Source organism: Streptacidiphilus rugosus AM-16 (genome assembly GCF_000744655.1).
GTDB lineage: Bacteria > Actinomycetota > Actinomycetes > Streptomycetales > Streptomycetaceae > Streptacidiphilus > Streptacidiphilus rugosus.
This window is the reverse complement of sequence record NZ_JQMJ01000004.1, coordinates 6,697,449-6,713,129: the sequence shown is the minus strand read 5'-3', so window position 1 is coordinate 6,713,129 and position 15,681 is coordinate 6,697,449. Positions and strand designations below refer to the sequence as shown.

Here is a 15,681-nt window from a genome sequence, read left to right as displayed (position 1 = left end):
TAGGCGAGCAGCGCACCGGGCCGACGGCCATGATGCCGAGCGCCGCGGCGACCACCGCCAGGGCGAGGGCGAGCGCGCCGGCGGCCAGTCCCCTCGAAGGAAGCCACTGCGTCCCCGCGTCCGCGGGTTCCGTCAACCGGGTGTTCCTCACAGGGCCCCCTCTTGTCCGCGGTTCGCAGACATGGTGGCATCGGCCCATGACCGCCACCCCCACGGCCCCCGCACGCTGGGGCCTCACCTTCCCGCTGGACGGCATTCCGCTGGGCGCGCAGCGTGCGCTCGTGGAGTCGCTTCCCGATCTGGGCTTCACCGACCTCTGGTCGATGGAGACCGCAGGCGCCGACGCCTTCACGCCGCTCGCGCTCGCCTCGGTCTGGGCGCCGCAACTGCGGCTGGGCACCGCGATCGTGCCCGTGCACACCCGTGGTCCCGCGCTGCTGGCCATGCAGGCCGCGGCTCTCGCCGAGGCCGCGCCGGGGCGCTTCACGCTGGGGATCGGCGCCTCGTCGCCGGTCATCGTGCAGGACTGGAACGCCATCCCGTTCGAGCAGCCCTTCCAGCGCAGCCGGGACGTCCTGCGCTTCCTGAAAGCCGCGTTCACGGGCGCCCCGGTGACGGAGGAGTTCACGACCTTCGCGGTCCGGCGCTTCCGGCTGGACCGGGTCCCCGCGCACACCCCCGCGGTGCTGCTGGCCGCGCTGCGGCCGGGGATGCTGAAGCTCGCCGCACGGGAGGCGGACGGAACGATCCTCAACTGGCTGTCCGCACAGGACGTGCGCACCGCGCGGGCGGAGTTCGACGCCGCGGCGGGGCCCGACCACGGCAAGGACGTCGTCGCCAGGATCTTCGTCTGTCCGACCCAGGACGCGGACTACGCCCGCGCGCTGGGACGGCGGCTCATCGCGGCGTACCTCACGGTCCCGGCCTACGCCGAGTTCCACCGCTGGCTCGGCCGCGAGGAGCAGTTGAAGCCGCTCTGGGAGAACTGGGCCGCCGGCGACCGGAAGGCGGCGGCCGCGTCCGTGCCCGACGAGGTGGTGGACGCGCTGATCGTGCACGGCGCCCCGGAGAGCTGCCGGGAGCAGCTGCGGGCCTACGTGGAGAACGGCGTCACCGTGCCCGTCCCCGCACTGCTGCCCACGCCGGGCCAGGGCGCCCAGGCCCTGGCCGCGGCGATCAGGGCGGTCAGCCCGTCGTGACCACCGCCTCGCCGTCGCTGCCGAGCGCGGCCCGCCCGGCGGCGTCGGCGCGGTCCTCGTCGGCGATCTGCTCCTTCGGGCGGAACACCAGCAGGTAGGCCACGCCGAGCGCGGCGACGATGCCCACCGAGAGCGGCACCAGCCAGCGGTCGAAGAATCCGGTGCCGTTCGCCGGCGTCTTGACCGAGAGCACCACGATCGCGGTCACGCCGTAGGCCAGGCCGGCGATGTTCACAGCCCAGCCCCAGCGGCCCAGCGTGAACGCGCCGGCCGGCTTCCAGCCGCGTGAACGGCCGATGATCGACGCCAGCACGACCGACTGGAACCCGACGTAGATGCCGACCACCGAGAAGGTGATGATCCTGGTGACCGTCGCCGAGGGGAGGAAGGCGAAGGCCGCGGGGATCACGGCGGTGACCGCGGTGGCCGCCGGGGGCATGTGGAAGGTCGGGTGCAGCTTGGAGAGCCACTTCGCCCCGACGATCACGCCGTCACGGGCGTAGGAGTAGACGAGCCGGGTGGCGGCGGCCTGGATGGCCAGGGTGCAGGAGACGAAGCCGACCACGATCAGCGCCAGCGCGAACTTGCTGCCCGCGGTGCCCAGCGAGGCGGCCAGCACGTCGCCCAGCGGGTCGGTGGACCTGCCGCTGATCACGGCGCCGAAGTCGGGCACCGCCAGCACCAGACCCAGCGTCAGCACGACGGTGGCGACCGCGCCGACGCCCAGCGTCATGCCCATCGCCCGCGGCACCTTGCGGGAGGGGTCCTTGACCTCCTCGGCGATGTCGCCGCAGGCCTCGAAGCCGTAGAAGATCCACACCGCGAAGAGGCAGGACGCCAGGAACGCGCCCAGGTAGCCGCCGCTGCCGCCCGCCCCGAAGGTGTGCACGACGACGCTGACCGGCTGCTTGTGGTGGAAGAGCAGCAGGTAGCCGCCGAGCACCAGGGTGCCGACGACCTCCGCGAAGACGCCGATGTTGGCGACGAAGGCCAGCCGCCGGACGCCGAGCAGGTTCACCACGGCGGAGAGCAGGATGACGACCACGCAGGTGATCACCGTGCTCCAGTGGTTGACCCGGTAGCCCAGCAGCGGACCGGCGTAGGTGGCGATCGGGTAGGCGACCGACGCGATGGTCACCAGCAGCGCCCAGGTGTACATCCAGCCGGAGAGCCAGGCGTACCTCGGGCCGACCAGGCGCTTGGCCCACTGGTAGATCCCGCCGGCCAGCGGGTACTGCGAGGCGACCTCGGCGAAGGTCAGCAGCACCAGGCCCTGCCCGAGCAGGACGACCGGGATGGTCCAGAAGAAGGCCGGACCGCCGGTGGCCAGACCGTAGTCGAAGACGGAGTAGACGCCGACGAGCGGGGAGAGGTAGGTGAAGCCGACCGCGAAGTTGGACCAGAGGCCGAGCGCCCGGGTGAGTCTGGGCTGGTAGCCGAGCGCCGCGAGTTGCGCGGCGTCCGCGGCGTCCTGGTCCTGTGACACGACGTCACTCATGGACGGGAACCTTTCGGGGGAGCTGTGGGGGCTGTGGGGTGTGCGCTGTGCTGAGCCGTGGGGCCAAAACATATGAATCCATAGGTCATATGGCAATGGGTGGCCGGCTATGAGTTCGATTCGTGATCGCGTGTGATGGGATGGCCCCCGTGAAGCCGCTGCCGCTCTCGAGTGCCGCCCGCCGTGCGGTCTTCGCGTCCCTCGCGGCCGAGCCCCGCGTCGACGCGGTGGTCCGGCGCCTCGGCGACGCGATCACGCTGGGCCTGCTCGGCGACGGCGAGCAACTGCCGGGCGAGAGTGAGCTCTCCGCCCAGCTCGGCGTCGCCACGGTCACCCTCCGCGAGGCGCTCGTGGTGCTGCGGCACCAGGGCCTGGTGACGACCCGTCGCGGTCGCGGCGGCGGCACCTTCGTCTGCGCGCCCGCCGACACCCTCGACGAGCGCCTGCGCGCGCGACTGCTGGCCCACACCACGGAGGAACTGCGCGACCTCGCCGACCACTGGGCCGCGCTCGCGGGCGGCACCGCCCGCCTCGCGGCGGAACGCGCGGACGCCCCCGACCTGGAGGCCCCGCGCCGCTCCCTGCTCGACTTCGCCCGGGCCGAGGACCCGGCCGCCCGCGGCCGGATCGACGGACGCCTGCATGTGGAGATCGCGGCGGCCGCGCAGTCCGCGCGGCTGACCCGCGAGGAGATCCGTTTTCAGACGGAGATCGGCCCGCTACTCTGTCTCGCGTTCAACCAACCCGAGGCCCATCGCGAGGCGGACGCCCAGCACCGCGCGCTGCTGGACGCCGTGGCGTCCGGCAACGGGGAGCTGGCACGCGACCTCGCCGAGCAGCACGTGCACGTCGCGCTGCGCCGCCTCATCGAACGGCGACTGGACGGCCCATGGCAGCAACAGGCGTGAGCAGCGGGCCCCGCACGGACGAGGTCGCCGTGGCCTCGGTCGCGCACGCGATCGGCGGGCTGCTGGAGAGCGTCTTCGCGGCGGTCGAGCGGACCCGCCGCTCGGTCACGGCGCTGCTGGACGCCGTTCCCGAGCCGACGACCGGGCAGCTGGCCCGCCTGCAGCCGGCCCTGCGGGCGGAGCTGGGCGGACTGGTGGTGGGCGTGGGCTTCGTGGCCGCGCCTGGCCTGCTGGCGGACGTGCCGGCCTGGCTGGAGTGGTGGCAGCTGCGGGCCGACGCGCGGGTCCAGCCCCTGCTGCTGGACCTCGACCCGGCGACCTCGGCGTACAGCGACTACACCCACTGGGACTGGTACGCCCTGCCCCGTGACACCGGGCAGCGGGCGATCTCCGGCCCCTACGTGGACTACCTGTGCACGGACGAGTACAGCCTGACGCTGGCCGCGCCGGTTCACGGCCCTGACGGATCGTTCGCGGGCGTCGCGGCGGCCGACGTCTACCTGCGGCACTTCGAATCCGTCGCCGTCCCCGCGCTGCGCGCGCTGGCGCGCCCGGCCTTCCTGGTCAATCCCCGTGGCCGCGTCGTCGCCTCCACCACCGCCGCCCGCCTCCCCGGCGACCTCGCCCGCGCCCTCGACCCCGCCGCGACCCACGCCTGCGGCACGATCCCGCTGCGGCTGGTCACCGCGTAGGCGGAACTCCCGCACGTCGCACCGATGAGTTCCGAGGTCCCGATCCGTCCGATCAGTAGCATCGATGCCAATCGGAGGTATGAGGCGTGCGAAAGATCGTTGTCTACACCCTGCTCTCCCTCGACGGGGTCGCCGAGAGCCCGGACGAGTTCTTCGCGGACTGGGACGGCGCGATGGACGCCAACCTCGCCGCTGTGATCGAGACCCAGGACGCGGTGGTTCTCGGCCGTCGCAGCTACGACGAGTGGGCCCGGTTCTGGCCGGAGAGCAAGATCGAGCCGTTCGCGACGTTCATCAACGGGGTCACGAAGTACGTCGCCACGTCGACGCCCCTCGACGGGGGCTGGGACCACGCGACGGCGATCGACGGGGACCTGGTCGGCTTCGTCCGTGAGCTGAAGCAGCAGCCGGGCGGCGACATCGGCGTCCACGCGAGCATCACGGTGGCACAGGCCCTGCTCGCGGCCGACGTCGTCGACGAACTCCGGCTCGTCACGGCACCGCGGATCGCCGCCCGCGGCCGCCGCCTCCTCGACGGCCTGCCGCCGATCCGCCTCGAGGTGATCCACAGCGAGACGTCCCCGACCGGCTACCTGCTCGTCGACTACCGCGTCGTCCACTAGGGCGTCTTCGCCGAGCCCGCCCGCCAGGCCCGCCCGCCAGGCCCGCCCGCCAGGCCCGGCCTCCCCGGCGGGGCCGCACCCACGGCCCTCCGTACCGCGGAGGCGTCTCCGGGTCCCCGGGTCCTGCCCGGGGACCCGGAGGGGTTACGCGCCGAGGGTGGGGAGTTGGGTGACGGCCTTGCGCATGCCGGCGAGCCAGGCCTCGCGGTCGGCGACGCGGCCCTGTTCGTAGCTCGCGACCTCCTCGTGGGGGAGGATCAGGAACTGCTCCGCGGCCAGGCCGCGGACGACCGAGTCCGCGACGTCCTCCGGCTCCAGCATGGGGCCGAAGGCCGTCAGGACCGCGCGAACGTCCTCCTGCGCCGTCATGCCCGTGCGCACGCCCTGCGGGCACAGCGCGCTGACGCGGATGCCCTGCTCGCCGTAGGCGACCGAGAGCCACTCCGCGAAGGCCACCGCCGCGTGCTTCGTCGCCGTGTACGCCGCGTCGCCCGGCATCTGCAGCAGGCCCGCCGCGGACGCGGTGTTCAGCAGATAGCCGCGGCCACGCCGCAGCATGCCGGGCAGCACGGCCCGCGCCGCGTAGACGTGGGCCATCACGTTGACGTCCCAGTTGGCCTGCCACAGCTCGTTCGGCGCGCCGATGCCCGCGCCGCTGCCGATTCCGGCGTTGCTGCAGAACAGGTCCACCGGACCCAGATGCTTCTCCGCCGTGTCGACCAGCGCCTTGACGTCGCTCTCGCGCGCGACGTCGCTCGCCACGCCGACCGTGTGGCAGCCCGCCCGGTCCAGCTCCTGCGCCAGATCCTCGACCCTCGACCCGTCGAGGTCGGCCAGCAGCAGCCCGCGTGCGCCCTCCGCGGCGAAACGCCGCGCCATCGCCGCGCCGATCCCACCGGCCGCGCCCGTGATGACGACGACGGCACCCTTCAGCTCCATGCCCGCACCCCTGTCTCCGCTCGGCAGCCCGGACCCCCGCACGGCCCGATCGCTGCGGGCGATCGTAAGCTCACTGCCGGTGGGTACGACAGTGTGTCTCTCCCCACCTTTACGAACGGTTAACGTCGTGGAGTGCAATCGTCGATCCCGCCTCAGCTGTTCTCCTTCGATTTCGCAGCGGATCCCTACCCCGCGTACGCCTGGCTGCGCGAGCACGCGCCCGTGCGGTGGACCACACTGCCGAGCGGCGTGGACGCCTGGCTGGTCACGCGATACACGGACGCCCGGCAGGCCCTGGCCGACGCGCGGCTGAGCAAGAACCCGGCCCGTCACAGCACGCAGGCGCACCGCAGCGGACGTGTCGGCATCCCGGGGGAGCGGAGCGCCGACCTGATGACGCACCTGCTCAACATCGACCCGCCGGACCACACCCGACTGCGGCGTCTGGTGGCCAAGGCGTTCACACCGCGTCGCGTCGCCGCGTTCGAGCCGCGGGTGCGCGAGATCACGGACCGGCTGATCGACGGGTTCGCCGAGCGGGGCCACGCGGACCTGATCCACGAGTTCGCCTTCCCGCTGCCGATCTACGCGATCTGCGACCTGCTCGGCGTGCCTCCTGAGGACCAGGACGACTTCCGCGACTGGGCGGGCATGATGATCCACCACGGTCAGTCGCCGCGCGGCGGCGTCGGCCGGGCGGTGAAGAAGATGCGCGGCTACCTCGCCGAACTGATCCACCGCAAGCGCGCGGACCTCGGCGACGACCTGATCTCGGGCCTGATCCGGGCCAGTGACCACGGTGAGCACCTCACCGAGAACGAGGCCGCGGCGATGGCCTTCATCCTGCTCTTCGCCGGCTTCGAGACCACGGTCAACCTGATCGGCAACGGCATGTACGCGCTGCTGACGCACCCCGGGCAGCGCGCACTGCTGCAGGCCTCGCTCGACCGCGGGGAGACCGCGCTGCTCGAATCCGCCGTCGAGGAACTGCTGCGCTACGACGGGCCGGTGGAGATCGCGACGTGGCGCTTCGCCACCGAGCCGCTGACGCTCGGCGGGCAGCAGATCGCCGTCGGCGACCCGGTGCTGGTGGTGCTCGCGGCAGCCGACCGCGATCCCGGGCGCTTCGCCGCGCCCGACGTGCTGGATCTGGCCCGGCGGGACAACCCGCACATCGCCTTCGGGCTGGGCATCCACTACTGCATCGGCGCGCCGCTGGCCCGGATGGAGGCGCAGTACGCGATCGGTGCGCTGCTGCGCAGGCTCCCGAAGACCACGTTGGCCGCCGACCCAGCGGACTTGCGCTGGCGCGGCGGCCTCATCATGCGGGGGTTGCGGCAGTTGCCGGTCGAGTTCTGATCCCTGGCCCTACGTCACGTCACATCATGTCGAGGTCACGCCGCGTCACGTCGACGAGCCCGGAACGGTGATGCGGAGGACCAGGTGTCCGCCGAAGAACATCACCAGCCCGAGCGCCAGGATCACCCCGACCGGCGAGCGACGCTGCTCGCGCGGGCAGAGCAGGGCGATCATGGCGACGAGCATCACGCCGGTGTCGACGCCGGCGTTCTGGAGCAACAGCTCCAGCAGCCAGTCGAACAGCTTGCCTTGTACTTCCATCTGTCCACCTCCCCTGTTGCACAGATGATTTCCAGTACAGCCAACTGGGTAACCTGTAAATCTGACGGATAGACAGGTTGCGTGCTGCATAGGGGAGTAGGCTCCCCGTGAGGGGGTGGTCCAGTGGCTCCGAAAGGTGTCAGGGAGCGGCTTGTGCAGCGCATCGCGGCCGGGGAGTGGCAGGCCGGTCAGTCGCTGCCCTCCGCGCGGCAGTTGGCGGAGGAGCTGCAGGTGTCCCGGGTCACGGTGCACAAGGCCCTCACCGTGCTGGCTCGCGACGGCCTGATCGAGACCCACCCGGGCAAGCGCGCCGTGCTGACCGGCGCCCGTCCCCAGGAGCCGGGCGCACCGCCGGAGCCGGCCGCCGAGGGCGCGGTCAACGTGCTGGGACGCCACCTCGATCGGGTGCTGCGCAGCGGACGCCTCCACGTCGACGTCCTGTGCGTCACGGCCGAGTCCTTCGTCTCCGCCCTCCAGCTCCAGTTGATCGGCCTGCGAGCGCGCCGCGAGCCCCGGCTGAGCGAGTTCAGGATCCGGCTGATCGTCTGCGACTTCAGCGCCACCCCCACCTATCCGCGGGTGCTGGGCGACCCGGGCGACACCAGGCCGCTGGAGCGGCTGCGCCGCATCTCGCACGACCAGGTGACCTCGCTGCGTTCGGCGGCCCTCTCGCTGCAGACCTACCAGCTGGTCGACTCGGAGCCGGTGATCGAGGTCCGCACCGTGCCCTTTCCGCCGATGTCGAAGTTGTACGTGCTGAACGACGACGAGGTGCTGGAGGGCTGGTACGAACTCATAGAGCGCCCGGTCCACGTCGGAGGCCACCTGGTGCGGCTGGAGGACCTGACCGGCCTGAGCACCCGGCTCTTCCCGCGCCGGCGCCAGGCTCTCGCCAACCACACGGACTCCGTCTACGTGGACACCGCCCGGGCCTTCTTCGCCTCCTGGTGGGCCAGGGCCGAGCCCTACGGCGTCTCCCTCTCCAGACCCCTGCCCGACGAACCGCAGCACGACCGGCCACCGCTCGACGGGCCGGCGCACGTGAACGAACCGGAGTGACGCGATCACGCACCCTCAGCCGCCGCACGAGGCCGTCGCCGCCGTGCTGCTCGACTTCGACGGGCCGGTGTGCAACCTCTTCGCCCGCCGCCCGGCGCCCGGGGTCGCCCGCGTGCTCCTCGACGAGCTGCGCGGGCAGGGCGTGGCATGGCTCCAGGAGACCGACGACCCGCACGGGTTGCTGGCCCGACTGCCCGCACTGCTCGACGCCGCCCGAACGCCGTCGGCCGAGGCCGCCCGGCTGATCGCGCTGACGGACCGGGCCCTGGCCCGCGAGGAGCTGCTGGCGGCGGTCTCGGCCGATCCGACGCCCGGTGCGCGCGAGGGTGTGCTGGCGCTGGCGAAGGCCGGCGTCCCCCTGGCCGTGGTCAGCAACAACGCACGTCCCGCGATCGAGGAGTACCTGCTCGGTGCGGGCCTGGTGGAGGCGCTGGCCAAGCATGTCGTCGGCCGCCCCGCCGACCTGGCGCGGATGAAGCCGGACCCCTCCGGTATCCAGGAGGCGCTGCACGCTCTGGGAGTGGCCGGCGAGGCCGTCTCCCGCTGCGTGTACGTCGGCGACGCGGTCGGCGACGCTTCGGCCGCGCGCGCGGCGGGAGTGCGCTTTCTGGGCTGGGCCGGCGGGTTGTCGCGGCGGAGTGAGCGGCTGCTGGGGGTGGGCGTTCCCCAGGCGTCCCTCTTTGACGAGTGGTCACACCTGACCCACCGGTTGCTCGTATCACGGCAGGGTAACGGAGCTCACATCTGACGTCCTGGCGCAGAGGAAGCCCAGTTCACGCGGCTGACGCCGGGTCGGCGGCCCTCCGGCTCCTCGTGTCGGAGGTTGAGTTCGTATGAAAACCTGCCTAGCCTCCGTGAAGTTCGCGTCAGCGGACACCGCCTCGCGGGACGCCGAGTCCTGTCCACCGTGGGGCGGCAACGTCGACTTGACGAACGGGCAGGAGTGGGGGACCCAGGTAGGTCGCCGTTCACGCGGGAGCGCGGACGGCTCGGGGTGAAGACGCATCAGCGTCCGGGCCAGCCTCTACGGCCCGAACCCGACAGCTCACCTCGCAGGCGTCGCAGAGGGAATCCTTCATGCTCCTCTCCGGCAACGGCCGCCATCGCCGAATCCGCGTCAACAAGGCCAAGGCCATCGTCGCGACCACCGGCGTGGCCGGCGCCGCGGTGGCCCTCCCCTTCATCGGGGCGGCCAGTGCGAGCGCCGCGTCCGTCTCCACCTGGGACAAGGTCGCCCAGTGCGAGAGCGGCGGCGACTGGTCCATCAACACGGGGAACGGCTACTACGGCGGGCTCCAGTTCTCCGCCAGCACCTGGCGGGCCTACGGCGGCGGCGCCTACGCCTCCACCGCGAACCACGCGAGCAAGGGTCAGCAGATCGCCGTCGCCGAGAAGGTGTTGGACAGTCAGGGGCCGGGCGCGTGGCCGGTCTGCGGCCCGCGGGCCGGTCTGAGCGCGGGCGGTGCGCCGGCCACCGTCGACACCTCCTCCAAGTCCGGCTCCGGCCACTCGCACAGCAAGCCCGCCGCGCCGAAGAAGTCCGCCCCCAAGCACGCCAAGCCGAGGCCCGGCGCGCCGGCGCACGGCGGCTCGTCCACGGCCGGCGTCTACACGGTCGAGGCGGGCGACACCCTCTCCGGCATCGCCGCGAGCCACCACGTCGCGGGCGGCTGGCACGCGCTGTACGAGCGGAACCGGTCCACCGTCGGGAGCGACCCGGATCTGATCTTCGTCGGCGAGCGGCTCGTCCTCGTGTAGCGGACGCGGCACGCACCTTCGCGAAAGGCCCCTACCGACCGGTAGGGGCTTTCCCGCGTTTGCGCCAGATGTCCGTCAGTCAAGACAGGGCAAAGGTCCTGAGTGGTCCCGGCCCCGACACGGGCTAGGCTCTGTGCGTAACAACCCGCATCCCCCTGAGGAGACAGTTGTGCCGTCCATCGACGTCGTCGTAGCCCGGGAGATCCTCGACTCGCGAGGCAACCCCACCGTCGAGGTCGAGGTCGGCCTCGACGACGGCAGCACCGGCCGCGCTGCCGTGCCGTCCGGCGCCTCCACCGGTGCCTTCGAAGCCCTTGAGCTGCGTGACGGTGACAAGTCCCGTTACGGCGGCAAGGGCGTGGAGAAGGCCGTCCTCGCCGTCATCGAGCAGATCGGCCCGGAGCTGGTCGGCTACGACGCCACCGAGCAGCGCCTGATCGACCAGGCCATGCTCGACCTGGACGCGACCGCCGACAAGTCCTCCCTGGGCGCCAACGCGATCCTGGGCGTCTCCCTCGCCGTGGCGCACGCCGCCTCCGAGGCCAGCGACCTGCCGCTCTTCCGCTACCTGGGCGGCCCCAACGCCCACGTGCTGCCGGTCCCGATGATGAACATCCTCAACGGTGGTTCGCACGCGGACTCCAACGTGGACATCCAGGAGTTCATGATCGCGCCGATCGGCGCGGAGTCGTTCTCCGAGGCGCTGCGCTGGGGCGTCGAGGTCTACCACCAGCTCAAGGGCGTGCTGAAGGCCCGCGGTCTCTCCACCGGTCTGGGCGACGAGGGCGGCTTCGCGCCGAACCTCGACTCCAACCGCGAGGCGCTGGACCTGATCGTCGAGGCGATCAAGGGCGCCGGCTACACCCCCGGCCGCGACATCGCGCTGGCCCTGGACTGCGCCGCGTCCGAGTTCTACAAGGACGGCGCGTACCAGTTCGAGGGCAAGGCCCGCACCGCCGCCGAGATGAGCGCCTACTACGGCGAGCTCGTCGCCGCGTACCCGCTGGTCTCCATCGAGGACCCGCTGTTCGAGGACGACTGGGAGGGCTGGAAGACCATCACCGCCGAGCTCGGCGACAAGGTCCAGCTCGTCGGCGACGACCTGTTCGTCACCAACCCGGAGCGCCTGGCCCGCGGCATCAAGGAGGGCGCGGCCAACGCCCTGCTGGTGAAGGTCAACCAGATCGGCTCGCTGACCGAGACGCTGGACGCGGTCGAGCTGGCCCAGCGCAACGGCTTCCGCTGCATGATGTCGCACCGCTCCGGTGAGACCGAGGACGTCACCATCGCCGACCTCGCCGTCGCCACCAACTGCGGCCAGATCAAGACCGGCGCCCCGGCCCGCTCCGAGCGCGTCGCCAAGTACAACCAGCTGCTGCGCATCGAGGAGATCCTCGACGACGCCGCGGAGTACGCCGGCCGCGGCGCCTTCCCGCGCTTCAACGGCTGACGCCGCCTCCGACGCCCCGTCGCGCTCACCCTCTAGGGTGGGGGCGGCGGGGCGTCGTCGCGTTGGGGCCGAGGGAGGGAGCAGCGGTGGCGGAGAAGAAGAAGCAGGCCAGGAAGCGGCCGAAGCTGACCGGTCGGGCGGCGGTGCTGGCCCTCGTGGTCTGCGCGCTGGTCGCGGCGCTCGCCTACCCGATGCGTCAGTTCATCGCGCAGCGGACGCAGATCGACCAGCAGCGGGCCGCGCAGCAGCAGGCGCAGCAGCAGGTCGAGGAGCTGCGCAGGGAGAAGGCCCGCTGGCAGGACCCGGCCTACGTCGAGGCCCAGGCGCGTGCCCGCCTCCACTTCGGCTTTCCCGGCGACACGCCGTTCACCTCGGTGAACCCCTCGCCCACCCCCTCCGCCTCCCCGACCACCCAGCAGGCGGCCTCCCAGCCCTGGTACCAGAGCCTCCTCGGCTCCCTCGCCACCGCGGACCACCCCTCGAACTGAAGGGCAGTCTCCGGCGGCGCGAGGATTCATCAGTGGAGGAACCACGCAGCGACCTCGGGGGTGCGAGGAACTGCGCGACAAGCCATCCGCCGGGCTGATGGCCTTCAATGTGCAGGGCCATCCGCGCAGGGTGGTTGCTCGCGCAGTTCCTCGCGCCCCTTTGGTGCTGCATGGTTTCTCACCTGGGGGAGAATGGCCGCATGTCGCAAGCCCCCGAGTCCCCCGCCCCCGTTTCCGAGGCTGACCGTGCCGCCGTCGAGGCGCAGCTCGGCCGCGTGCCGCGCGGCCTGCGGGCCGTCGCCCACCGCTGCCCCTGCGGGCTGCCCGACGTCGTCGAGACGGCCCCGCGTCTGGAGGACGGCACGCCGTTCCCGACCCTCTACTACCTGACCTGCCCCCGTGCCGCCTCGCTGATCGGCACCCTGGAGGCGGACGGGATGATGAAGGAGCAGACCGCGAGGCTCGCCGAGGAACCGGAGCTGGCCGACGGGTACCGCCGGGCGCACGAGGACTACATCGCCCGCCGTGACGCGATCGAGGTGCTGGAGGGCTTCCCCAGCGCGGGCGGCATGCCCGACCGGGTCAAGTGCCTGCACGTGCTGGTCGGCCACTCGCTGGCAGCCGGTCCGGGCGTGAACCCGCTCGGCGACGAGGCCCTGGCCGCGCTGCCGGAGTGGTGGCGCAAGGGCCCGTGCGTCTGCGCGGACGGGACGAACGGTGCGGACGGTGCGGACGAGATCGAGGGGGAGGGGTCCGAGTGACCACGACCCGCGTCGCCGCGGTCGACTGCGGCACCAACTCGATCCGTCTGCTGGTCGCGGATCTCGACCCGGAGACCGGCGCGCTGCACGAGCTGGACCGGCGGATGACCATCGTCCGCCTCGGCCAGGGCGTCGACCGCACCGGACGGCTGGCCCCCGAGGCGCTGGAGCGGACCTTCGCGGCCTGCCGTGACTACGCGGCGGTGATCGAGGAGCTCGGTGCGACCCGACTCCGCTTCGTCGCCACCAGCGCCTCGCGCGACGCGGAGAACCGCGACGAATTCACGGCCGGGGTCCGCGAGATCCTGGGCGTCGACCCCGAGGTGATCAGCGGCGACGAGGAGGCCCAGCTCTCCTTCACCGGCGCGACCAAGGAGCTGAACGGCGAGCACGGCCCCTACCTGGTGTTCGATCTGGGCGGCGGCTCGACCGAGTTCGTGCTCGGTTCGGAGAGCGTCCAGGCGGCTCGTTCGGTCGACATCGGCTGTGTCCGGATGACGGAGCGTCACGGCGAGGACTACCTCTCCATGCGCGCCGACATCAAGAAGGCGCTCGACCAGGCCGCGGAGGCGGTCCCCCTGGACACGAACGCCACCCTGGTCGGCCTGGCGGGGACGGTCACCACGGTGGCGGCGATCGCGCTCGGGCTGCCGGCCTACGACAGTGCGGCGATCCACCGCTCGCGCATCCCCGTCGCGGACGTCCGGGCGGTGACGGAGCGGCTGCTGGGCTCCACCCACGAGGAGCGCGCCGCGATCCCGGTGATGCACCCCGGCCGGGTCGACGTCATCGTCGCGGGAGCGTTGGTGCTGCTCGCGGTCATGGAGCGCACCGGTGCCGCTGAGCTGGTCGTAAGTGAGCATGACATCCTCGACGGCATCGCCTGGAGCACCGTTCTCTGACCCGGCCGAAGAACCTTCGTGAATTTCTTCACATGGAGTTCCCGCCGTTGGGGTGGGCTGTCGGGGCACTTCGTCCGATTTTGCGGACCGAAGACCGTTCCGGCAGCCCGGATCGAGTGATCCTCGATCGCCTTCCTGTCTCGCGCGCACATTCGCCATGAGCCCGTCGAGCTGCGCATTCTCACACCGGGGGGTCCCAGGGTGTGAGGCCGAGGCAGTGGGGAGGCATGTGGGGCGGGCAGTGTAGCAGGTGCTGTCCAGACCCCAGGGGCCAGGCCGACGAAAGCCAGGCAGACCGGGGGTGGATACTTTCGGATATGAGCACCACGGAGCGTCCTCGCATCCTGATTGTCGGCGGTGGCTACGTCGGCCTGTATGCCGCGATGCGCATTCTCAAGAAGATGCGCTACGGAGAAGCGACCGTCACGGTCGTCGACCCGCGGTCGTACATGACGTACCTGCCCTTCCTCCCCGAGGCGGCCGGCGGCAACGTCGCGCCTCGCAACCTCGTCGCCCCGCTGCGCCGCGTTCTGAAGAACGCAGAGGTGCTGACGGGTCACGTCACCTCGGTCGACCAGGACCGCAAGGTGGCCACTGTGCACCCGGCGGCCGGCGACCCCTACGAGATCCCCTTCGACTACCTCGTCGTCGCGATGGGCTCGGTGTCCCGCACCTTCCCGATCCCGGGTCTGGCGGAGCACGGCATCGGCATGAAGTCGGTCGAGGAGGCCATCAGCCTCCGGAACCACGTCGTGGCCCAGCTCGACATGGCGGAGTCCACCAACGACGAGGCGGTGCGCAAGCAGGCGCTCACCTTCGTCGTCATCGGTGGCGGCTTCGCCGGCATCGAGACGATCGCCGAGATCGAGGACATGGCCCGCGACTCGGCGAAGATCTACCACAACGTGAAGCGTGAGGACATGCGCTTCATCGTGGTCGAGGCGGCCAACCGCATCCTCCCCGAGATGGGCCCGGACCTCGGTCTGTGGACCAAGGAGAAGCTCGAGGAGCGCGGGATCGAGATCTACATCGAGACCTCGATGGAGTCCTGCGTCGACAAGCACGTCGTCCTGAAGAACGGCATCGAGGTCGACGCCTCCACCATCGTGTGGACGGCGGGCGTCAAGCCGAACCCGGCGCTGGCCAACTTCGGTCTGCCGCTCGGCCCGCGCGGCCACGTCGACACCGCCCCGACCCTCCAGGTCCAGGGCTTCGACAACGTCTGGTCGGCCGGCGACAACGCCCAGGTGCCGGACCTCGCCGTCGGCGAGGGCGCCTGGTGCCCGCCGAACGCCCAGCACGCGGTGCGTCAGGCCATCGTCCTCGGTGACAACGTCATCGCGGGCATGCGGGGCTTCCCGCAGAAGGAGTACAAGCACAAGAACCTCGGTGCGGTCGCCGGTCTCGGCCTGCACAAGGGTGTGGCGATCCTCTTCGGCAAGTACAAGCTGAAGGGCCGTCCGGCCTGGTGGTTCCACCGCCTGTACCACGGCAGCCGCGTGCCGACCATGAACCGCAAGGTTCGCGTCTTCGCCGACTGGACCCTCGCGATGTTCCTGAAGCGCGAGACGGTCTCCCTGGTGGAGATGGAGAAGCCGCGCGAGGTGTTCGTCGAGGCGGCTGGTCCCGCCAAGGCGATCCCCACTCAGGCCGCGGCCCCGGCCGCCAAGGAGAAGGTCTCGGCCTGACCGGCTGAAAGGCGGTCGGCCCCGAGTCGACCGCCGCCCACTAGCCCGGCAGCGTCGCCGGACCACAGACCGTGGTGCTCATGACCGGCACCGCTG

16 protein-coding genes and 1 riboswitch are annotated in these 15,681 nt (G+C 71.5%); of the genes, 13 read left to right on the top strand and 3 right to left on the bottom strand.

Annotated features, from left to right (window positions below; translation table 11 throughout):
* Positions 1–197: 197 nt before the first annotated feature.
* Positions 198–1,199, top strand: coding sequence for an LLM class F420-dependent oxidoreductase (locus BS83_RS39255; RefSeq protein WP_037608123.1), 1,002 nt, complete (start codon positions 198–200; stop codon positions 1,197–1,199).
* Here the strand turns inward: BS83_RS39255 and BS83_RS39250 are convergent.
* Positions 1,186–2,697, bottom strand: a complete 1,512-nt coding sequence (locus BS83_RS39250) for an amino acid permease (RefSeq protein WP_037608122.1) — start codon at positions 2,695–2,697, stop codon at positions 1,186–1,188. The two genes, BS83_RS39255 and BS83_RS39250, sit on opposite strands and share 14 nt — an antisense overlap.
* Before the next feature lie 140 nt (positions 2,698–2,837).
* On the opposite strand from BS83_RS39250, the gene BS83_RS39245 reads away from it, so the two are divergent.
* The 3 genes from BS83_RS39245 to BS83_RS39235 all read left to right on the top strand — a co-directional run bounded on the left by BS83_RS39245 (position 2,838) and on the right by BS83_RS39235 (position 4,920).
* On the top strand, positions 2,838–3,605 hold the full coding sequence (locus BS83_RS39245) for a FadR/GntR family transcriptional regulator (RefSeq protein ID WP_051945089.1): 768 nt from the start codon (positions 2,838–2,840) through the stop codon (positions 3,603–3,605).
* Entirely contained in the window at positions 3,587–4,297 is a 711-nt protein-coding gene (locus tag BS83_RS39240) for a cache domain-containing protein (RefSeq protein ID WP_037608120.1), read from the top strand. The genes BS83_RS39245 and BS83_RS39240 overlap by 19 nt, the downstream gene beginning before the upstream one ends.
* Before the next feature lie 86 nt (positions 4,298–4,383).
* Positions 4,384–4,920: a dihydrofolate reductase family protein gene (locus BS83_RS39235; RefSeq protein WP_037608118.1), complete on the top strand. Its 537-nt coding sequence runs from the start codon at positions 4,384–4,386 to the stop codon at positions 4,918–4,920.
* A 144-nt stretch (positions 4,921–5,064) separates the two neighbouring features.
* On the opposite strand, the gene BS83_RS39230 is transcribed toward BS83_RS39235, so the two are convergent.
* Positions 5,065–5,859 carry an SDR family oxidoreductase gene (locus tag BS83_RS39230; protein ID WP_037608116.1) on the bottom strand — a complete coding sequence of 265 codons (795 nt, stop codon included), beginning with the start codon at positions 5,857–5,859 and terminating at the stop codon, positions 5,065–5,067.
* Between the two features lie 132 nt (positions 5,860–5,991).
* Here BS83_RS39230 and BS83_RS39225 point away from each other — a divergent pair, with 132 nt between their 5' ends.
* Entirely contained in the window at positions 5,992–7,218 is a 1,227-nt protein-coding gene (locus BS83_RS39225; RefSeq protein ID WP_037608115.1) for a cytochrome P450 family protein, read from the top strand.
* A gap of 45 nt (positions 7,219–7,263) precedes the next feature.
* Here the strand turns inward: BS83_RS39225 and BS83_RS39220 are convergent, their stop codons facing one another.
* Positions 7,264–7,479, bottom strand: a complete 216-nt coding sequence (locus BS83_RS39220; protein WP_037608113.1) for a hypothetical protein — start codon at positions 7,477–7,479, stop codon at positions 7,264–7,266.
* 123 nt (positions 7,480–7,602) lie between these two features.
* Between BS83_RS39220 and BS83_RS39215 the strand changes: the two genes are divergently transcribed.
* From BS83_RS39215 to BS83_RS39180, 8 genes are all read left to right on the top strand, one after another.
* Positions 7,603–8,538, top strand: coding sequence for a GntR family transcriptional regulator (locus BS83_RS39215; protein ID WP_084714796.1), 936 nt, complete (start codon positions 7,603–7,605; stop codon positions 8,536–8,538).
* A 43-nt stretch (positions 8,539–8,581) separates the two neighbouring features.
* Complete coding sequence (locus BS83_RS39210) at positions 8,582–9,286, top strand: HAD family hydrolase (protein WP_051945086.1); 705 nt, start codon at positions 8,582–8,584, stop codon at positions 9,284–9,286.
* 169 nt (positions 9,287–9,455) lie between these two features.
* Positions 9,456–9,612, top strand: a riboswitch (cyclic di-AMP (ydaO/yuaA leader).
* A gap of 3 nt (positions 9,613–9,615) precedes the next feature.
* A complete protein-coding gene (locus BS83_RS39205; protein ID WP_037608110.1) occupies positions 9,616–10,296 on the top strand; it encodes a LysM peptidoglycan-binding domain-containing protein in 681 nt (226 codons plus the stop codon).
* Between the two features lie 169 nt (positions 10,297–10,465).
* Entirely contained in the window at positions 10,466–11,746 is a 1,281-nt protein-coding gene (gene eno / locus BS83_RS39200) for a phosphopyruvate hydratase (protein ID WP_037608108.1), read from the top strand.
* Between the two features lie 86 nt (positions 11,747–11,832).
* Complete coding sequence (locus BS83_RS46045; RefSeq protein ID WP_232248640.1) at positions 11,833–12,234, top strand: FtsB family cell division protein; 402 nt, start codon at positions 11,833–11,835, stop codon at positions 12,232–12,234.
* Positions 12,235–12,434: 200 nt separating this feature from the next.
* Positions 12,435–12,995, top strand: a complete 561-nt coding sequence (locus tag BS83_RS39190) for a DUF501 domain-containing protein (RefSeq protein ID WP_037608106.1) — start codon at positions 12,435–12,437, stop codon at positions 12,993–12,995.
* The gene (locus BS83_RS39185; RefSeq protein ID WP_037608104.1) at positions 12,992–13,897 is read left to right on the top strand and encodes a Ppx/GppA phosphatase family protein; all 906 of its coding nucleotides are present in this window, start codon (positions 12,992–12,994) and stop codon (positions 13,895–13,897) included. Before BS83_RS39190 ends, BS83_RS39185 begins: the two co-directional genes overlap by 4 nt.
* 317 nt (positions 13,898–14,214) lie before the next feature.
* The gene (locus BS83_RS39180; RefSeq protein WP_037608102.1) at positions 14,215–15,585 is read left to right on the top strand and encodes an NAD(P)/FAD-dependent oxidoreductase; all 1,371 of its coding nucleotides are present in this window, start codon (positions 14,215–14,217) and stop codon (positions 15,583–15,585) included.
* Positions 15,586–15,681 lie beyond the last annotated feature (96 nt).

Excerpts from the sequence above, each read along its gene's own strand:
- BS83_RS39205 (WP_037608110.1), top strand. The coding sequence starts at position 9,616 with ATGCTCCTCTCCGGCAACGGCCGCCATCGCCGAATCCGCGTCAACAAG.
- BS83_RS39180 (WP_037608102.1), top strand. The coding sequence starts at position 14,215 with ATGAGCACCACGGAGCGTCCTCGCATCCTGATTGTCGGCGGTGGCTAC.
- BS83_RS39220 (WP_037608113.1), bottom strand. The coding sequence starts at position 7,479 with ATGGAAGTACAAGGCAAGCTGTTCGACTGGCTGCTGGAGCTGTTGCTC.
- BS83_RS39230 (WP_037608116.1), bottom strand. The coding sequence starts at position 5,859 with ATGGAGCTGAAGGGTGCCGTCGTCGTCATCACGGGCGCGGCCGGTGGG.
- BS83_RS39255 (WP_037608123.1), top strand. The coding sequence starts at position 198 with ATGACCGCCACCCCCACGGCCCCCGCACGCTGGGGCCTCACCTTCCCG.
- BS83_RS39190 (WP_037608106.1), top strand. The coding sequence starts at position 12,435 with ATGTCGCAAGCCCCCGAGTCCCCCGCCCCCGTTTCCGAGGCTGACCGT.
- BS83_RS39245 (WP_051945089.1), top strand. The coding sequence starts at position 2,838 with ATGGCCCCCGTGAAGCCGCTGCCGCTCTCGAGTGCCGCCCGCCGTGCG.
- BS83_RS39250 (WP_037608122.1), bottom strand. The coding sequence starts at position 2,697 with ATGAGTGACGTCGTGTCACAGGACCAGGACGCCGCGGACGCCGCGCAA.
- BS83_RS39240 (WP_037608120.1), top strand. The coding sequence starts at position 3,587 with ATGGCAGCAACAGGCGTGAGCAGCGGGCCCCGCACGGACGAGGTCGCC.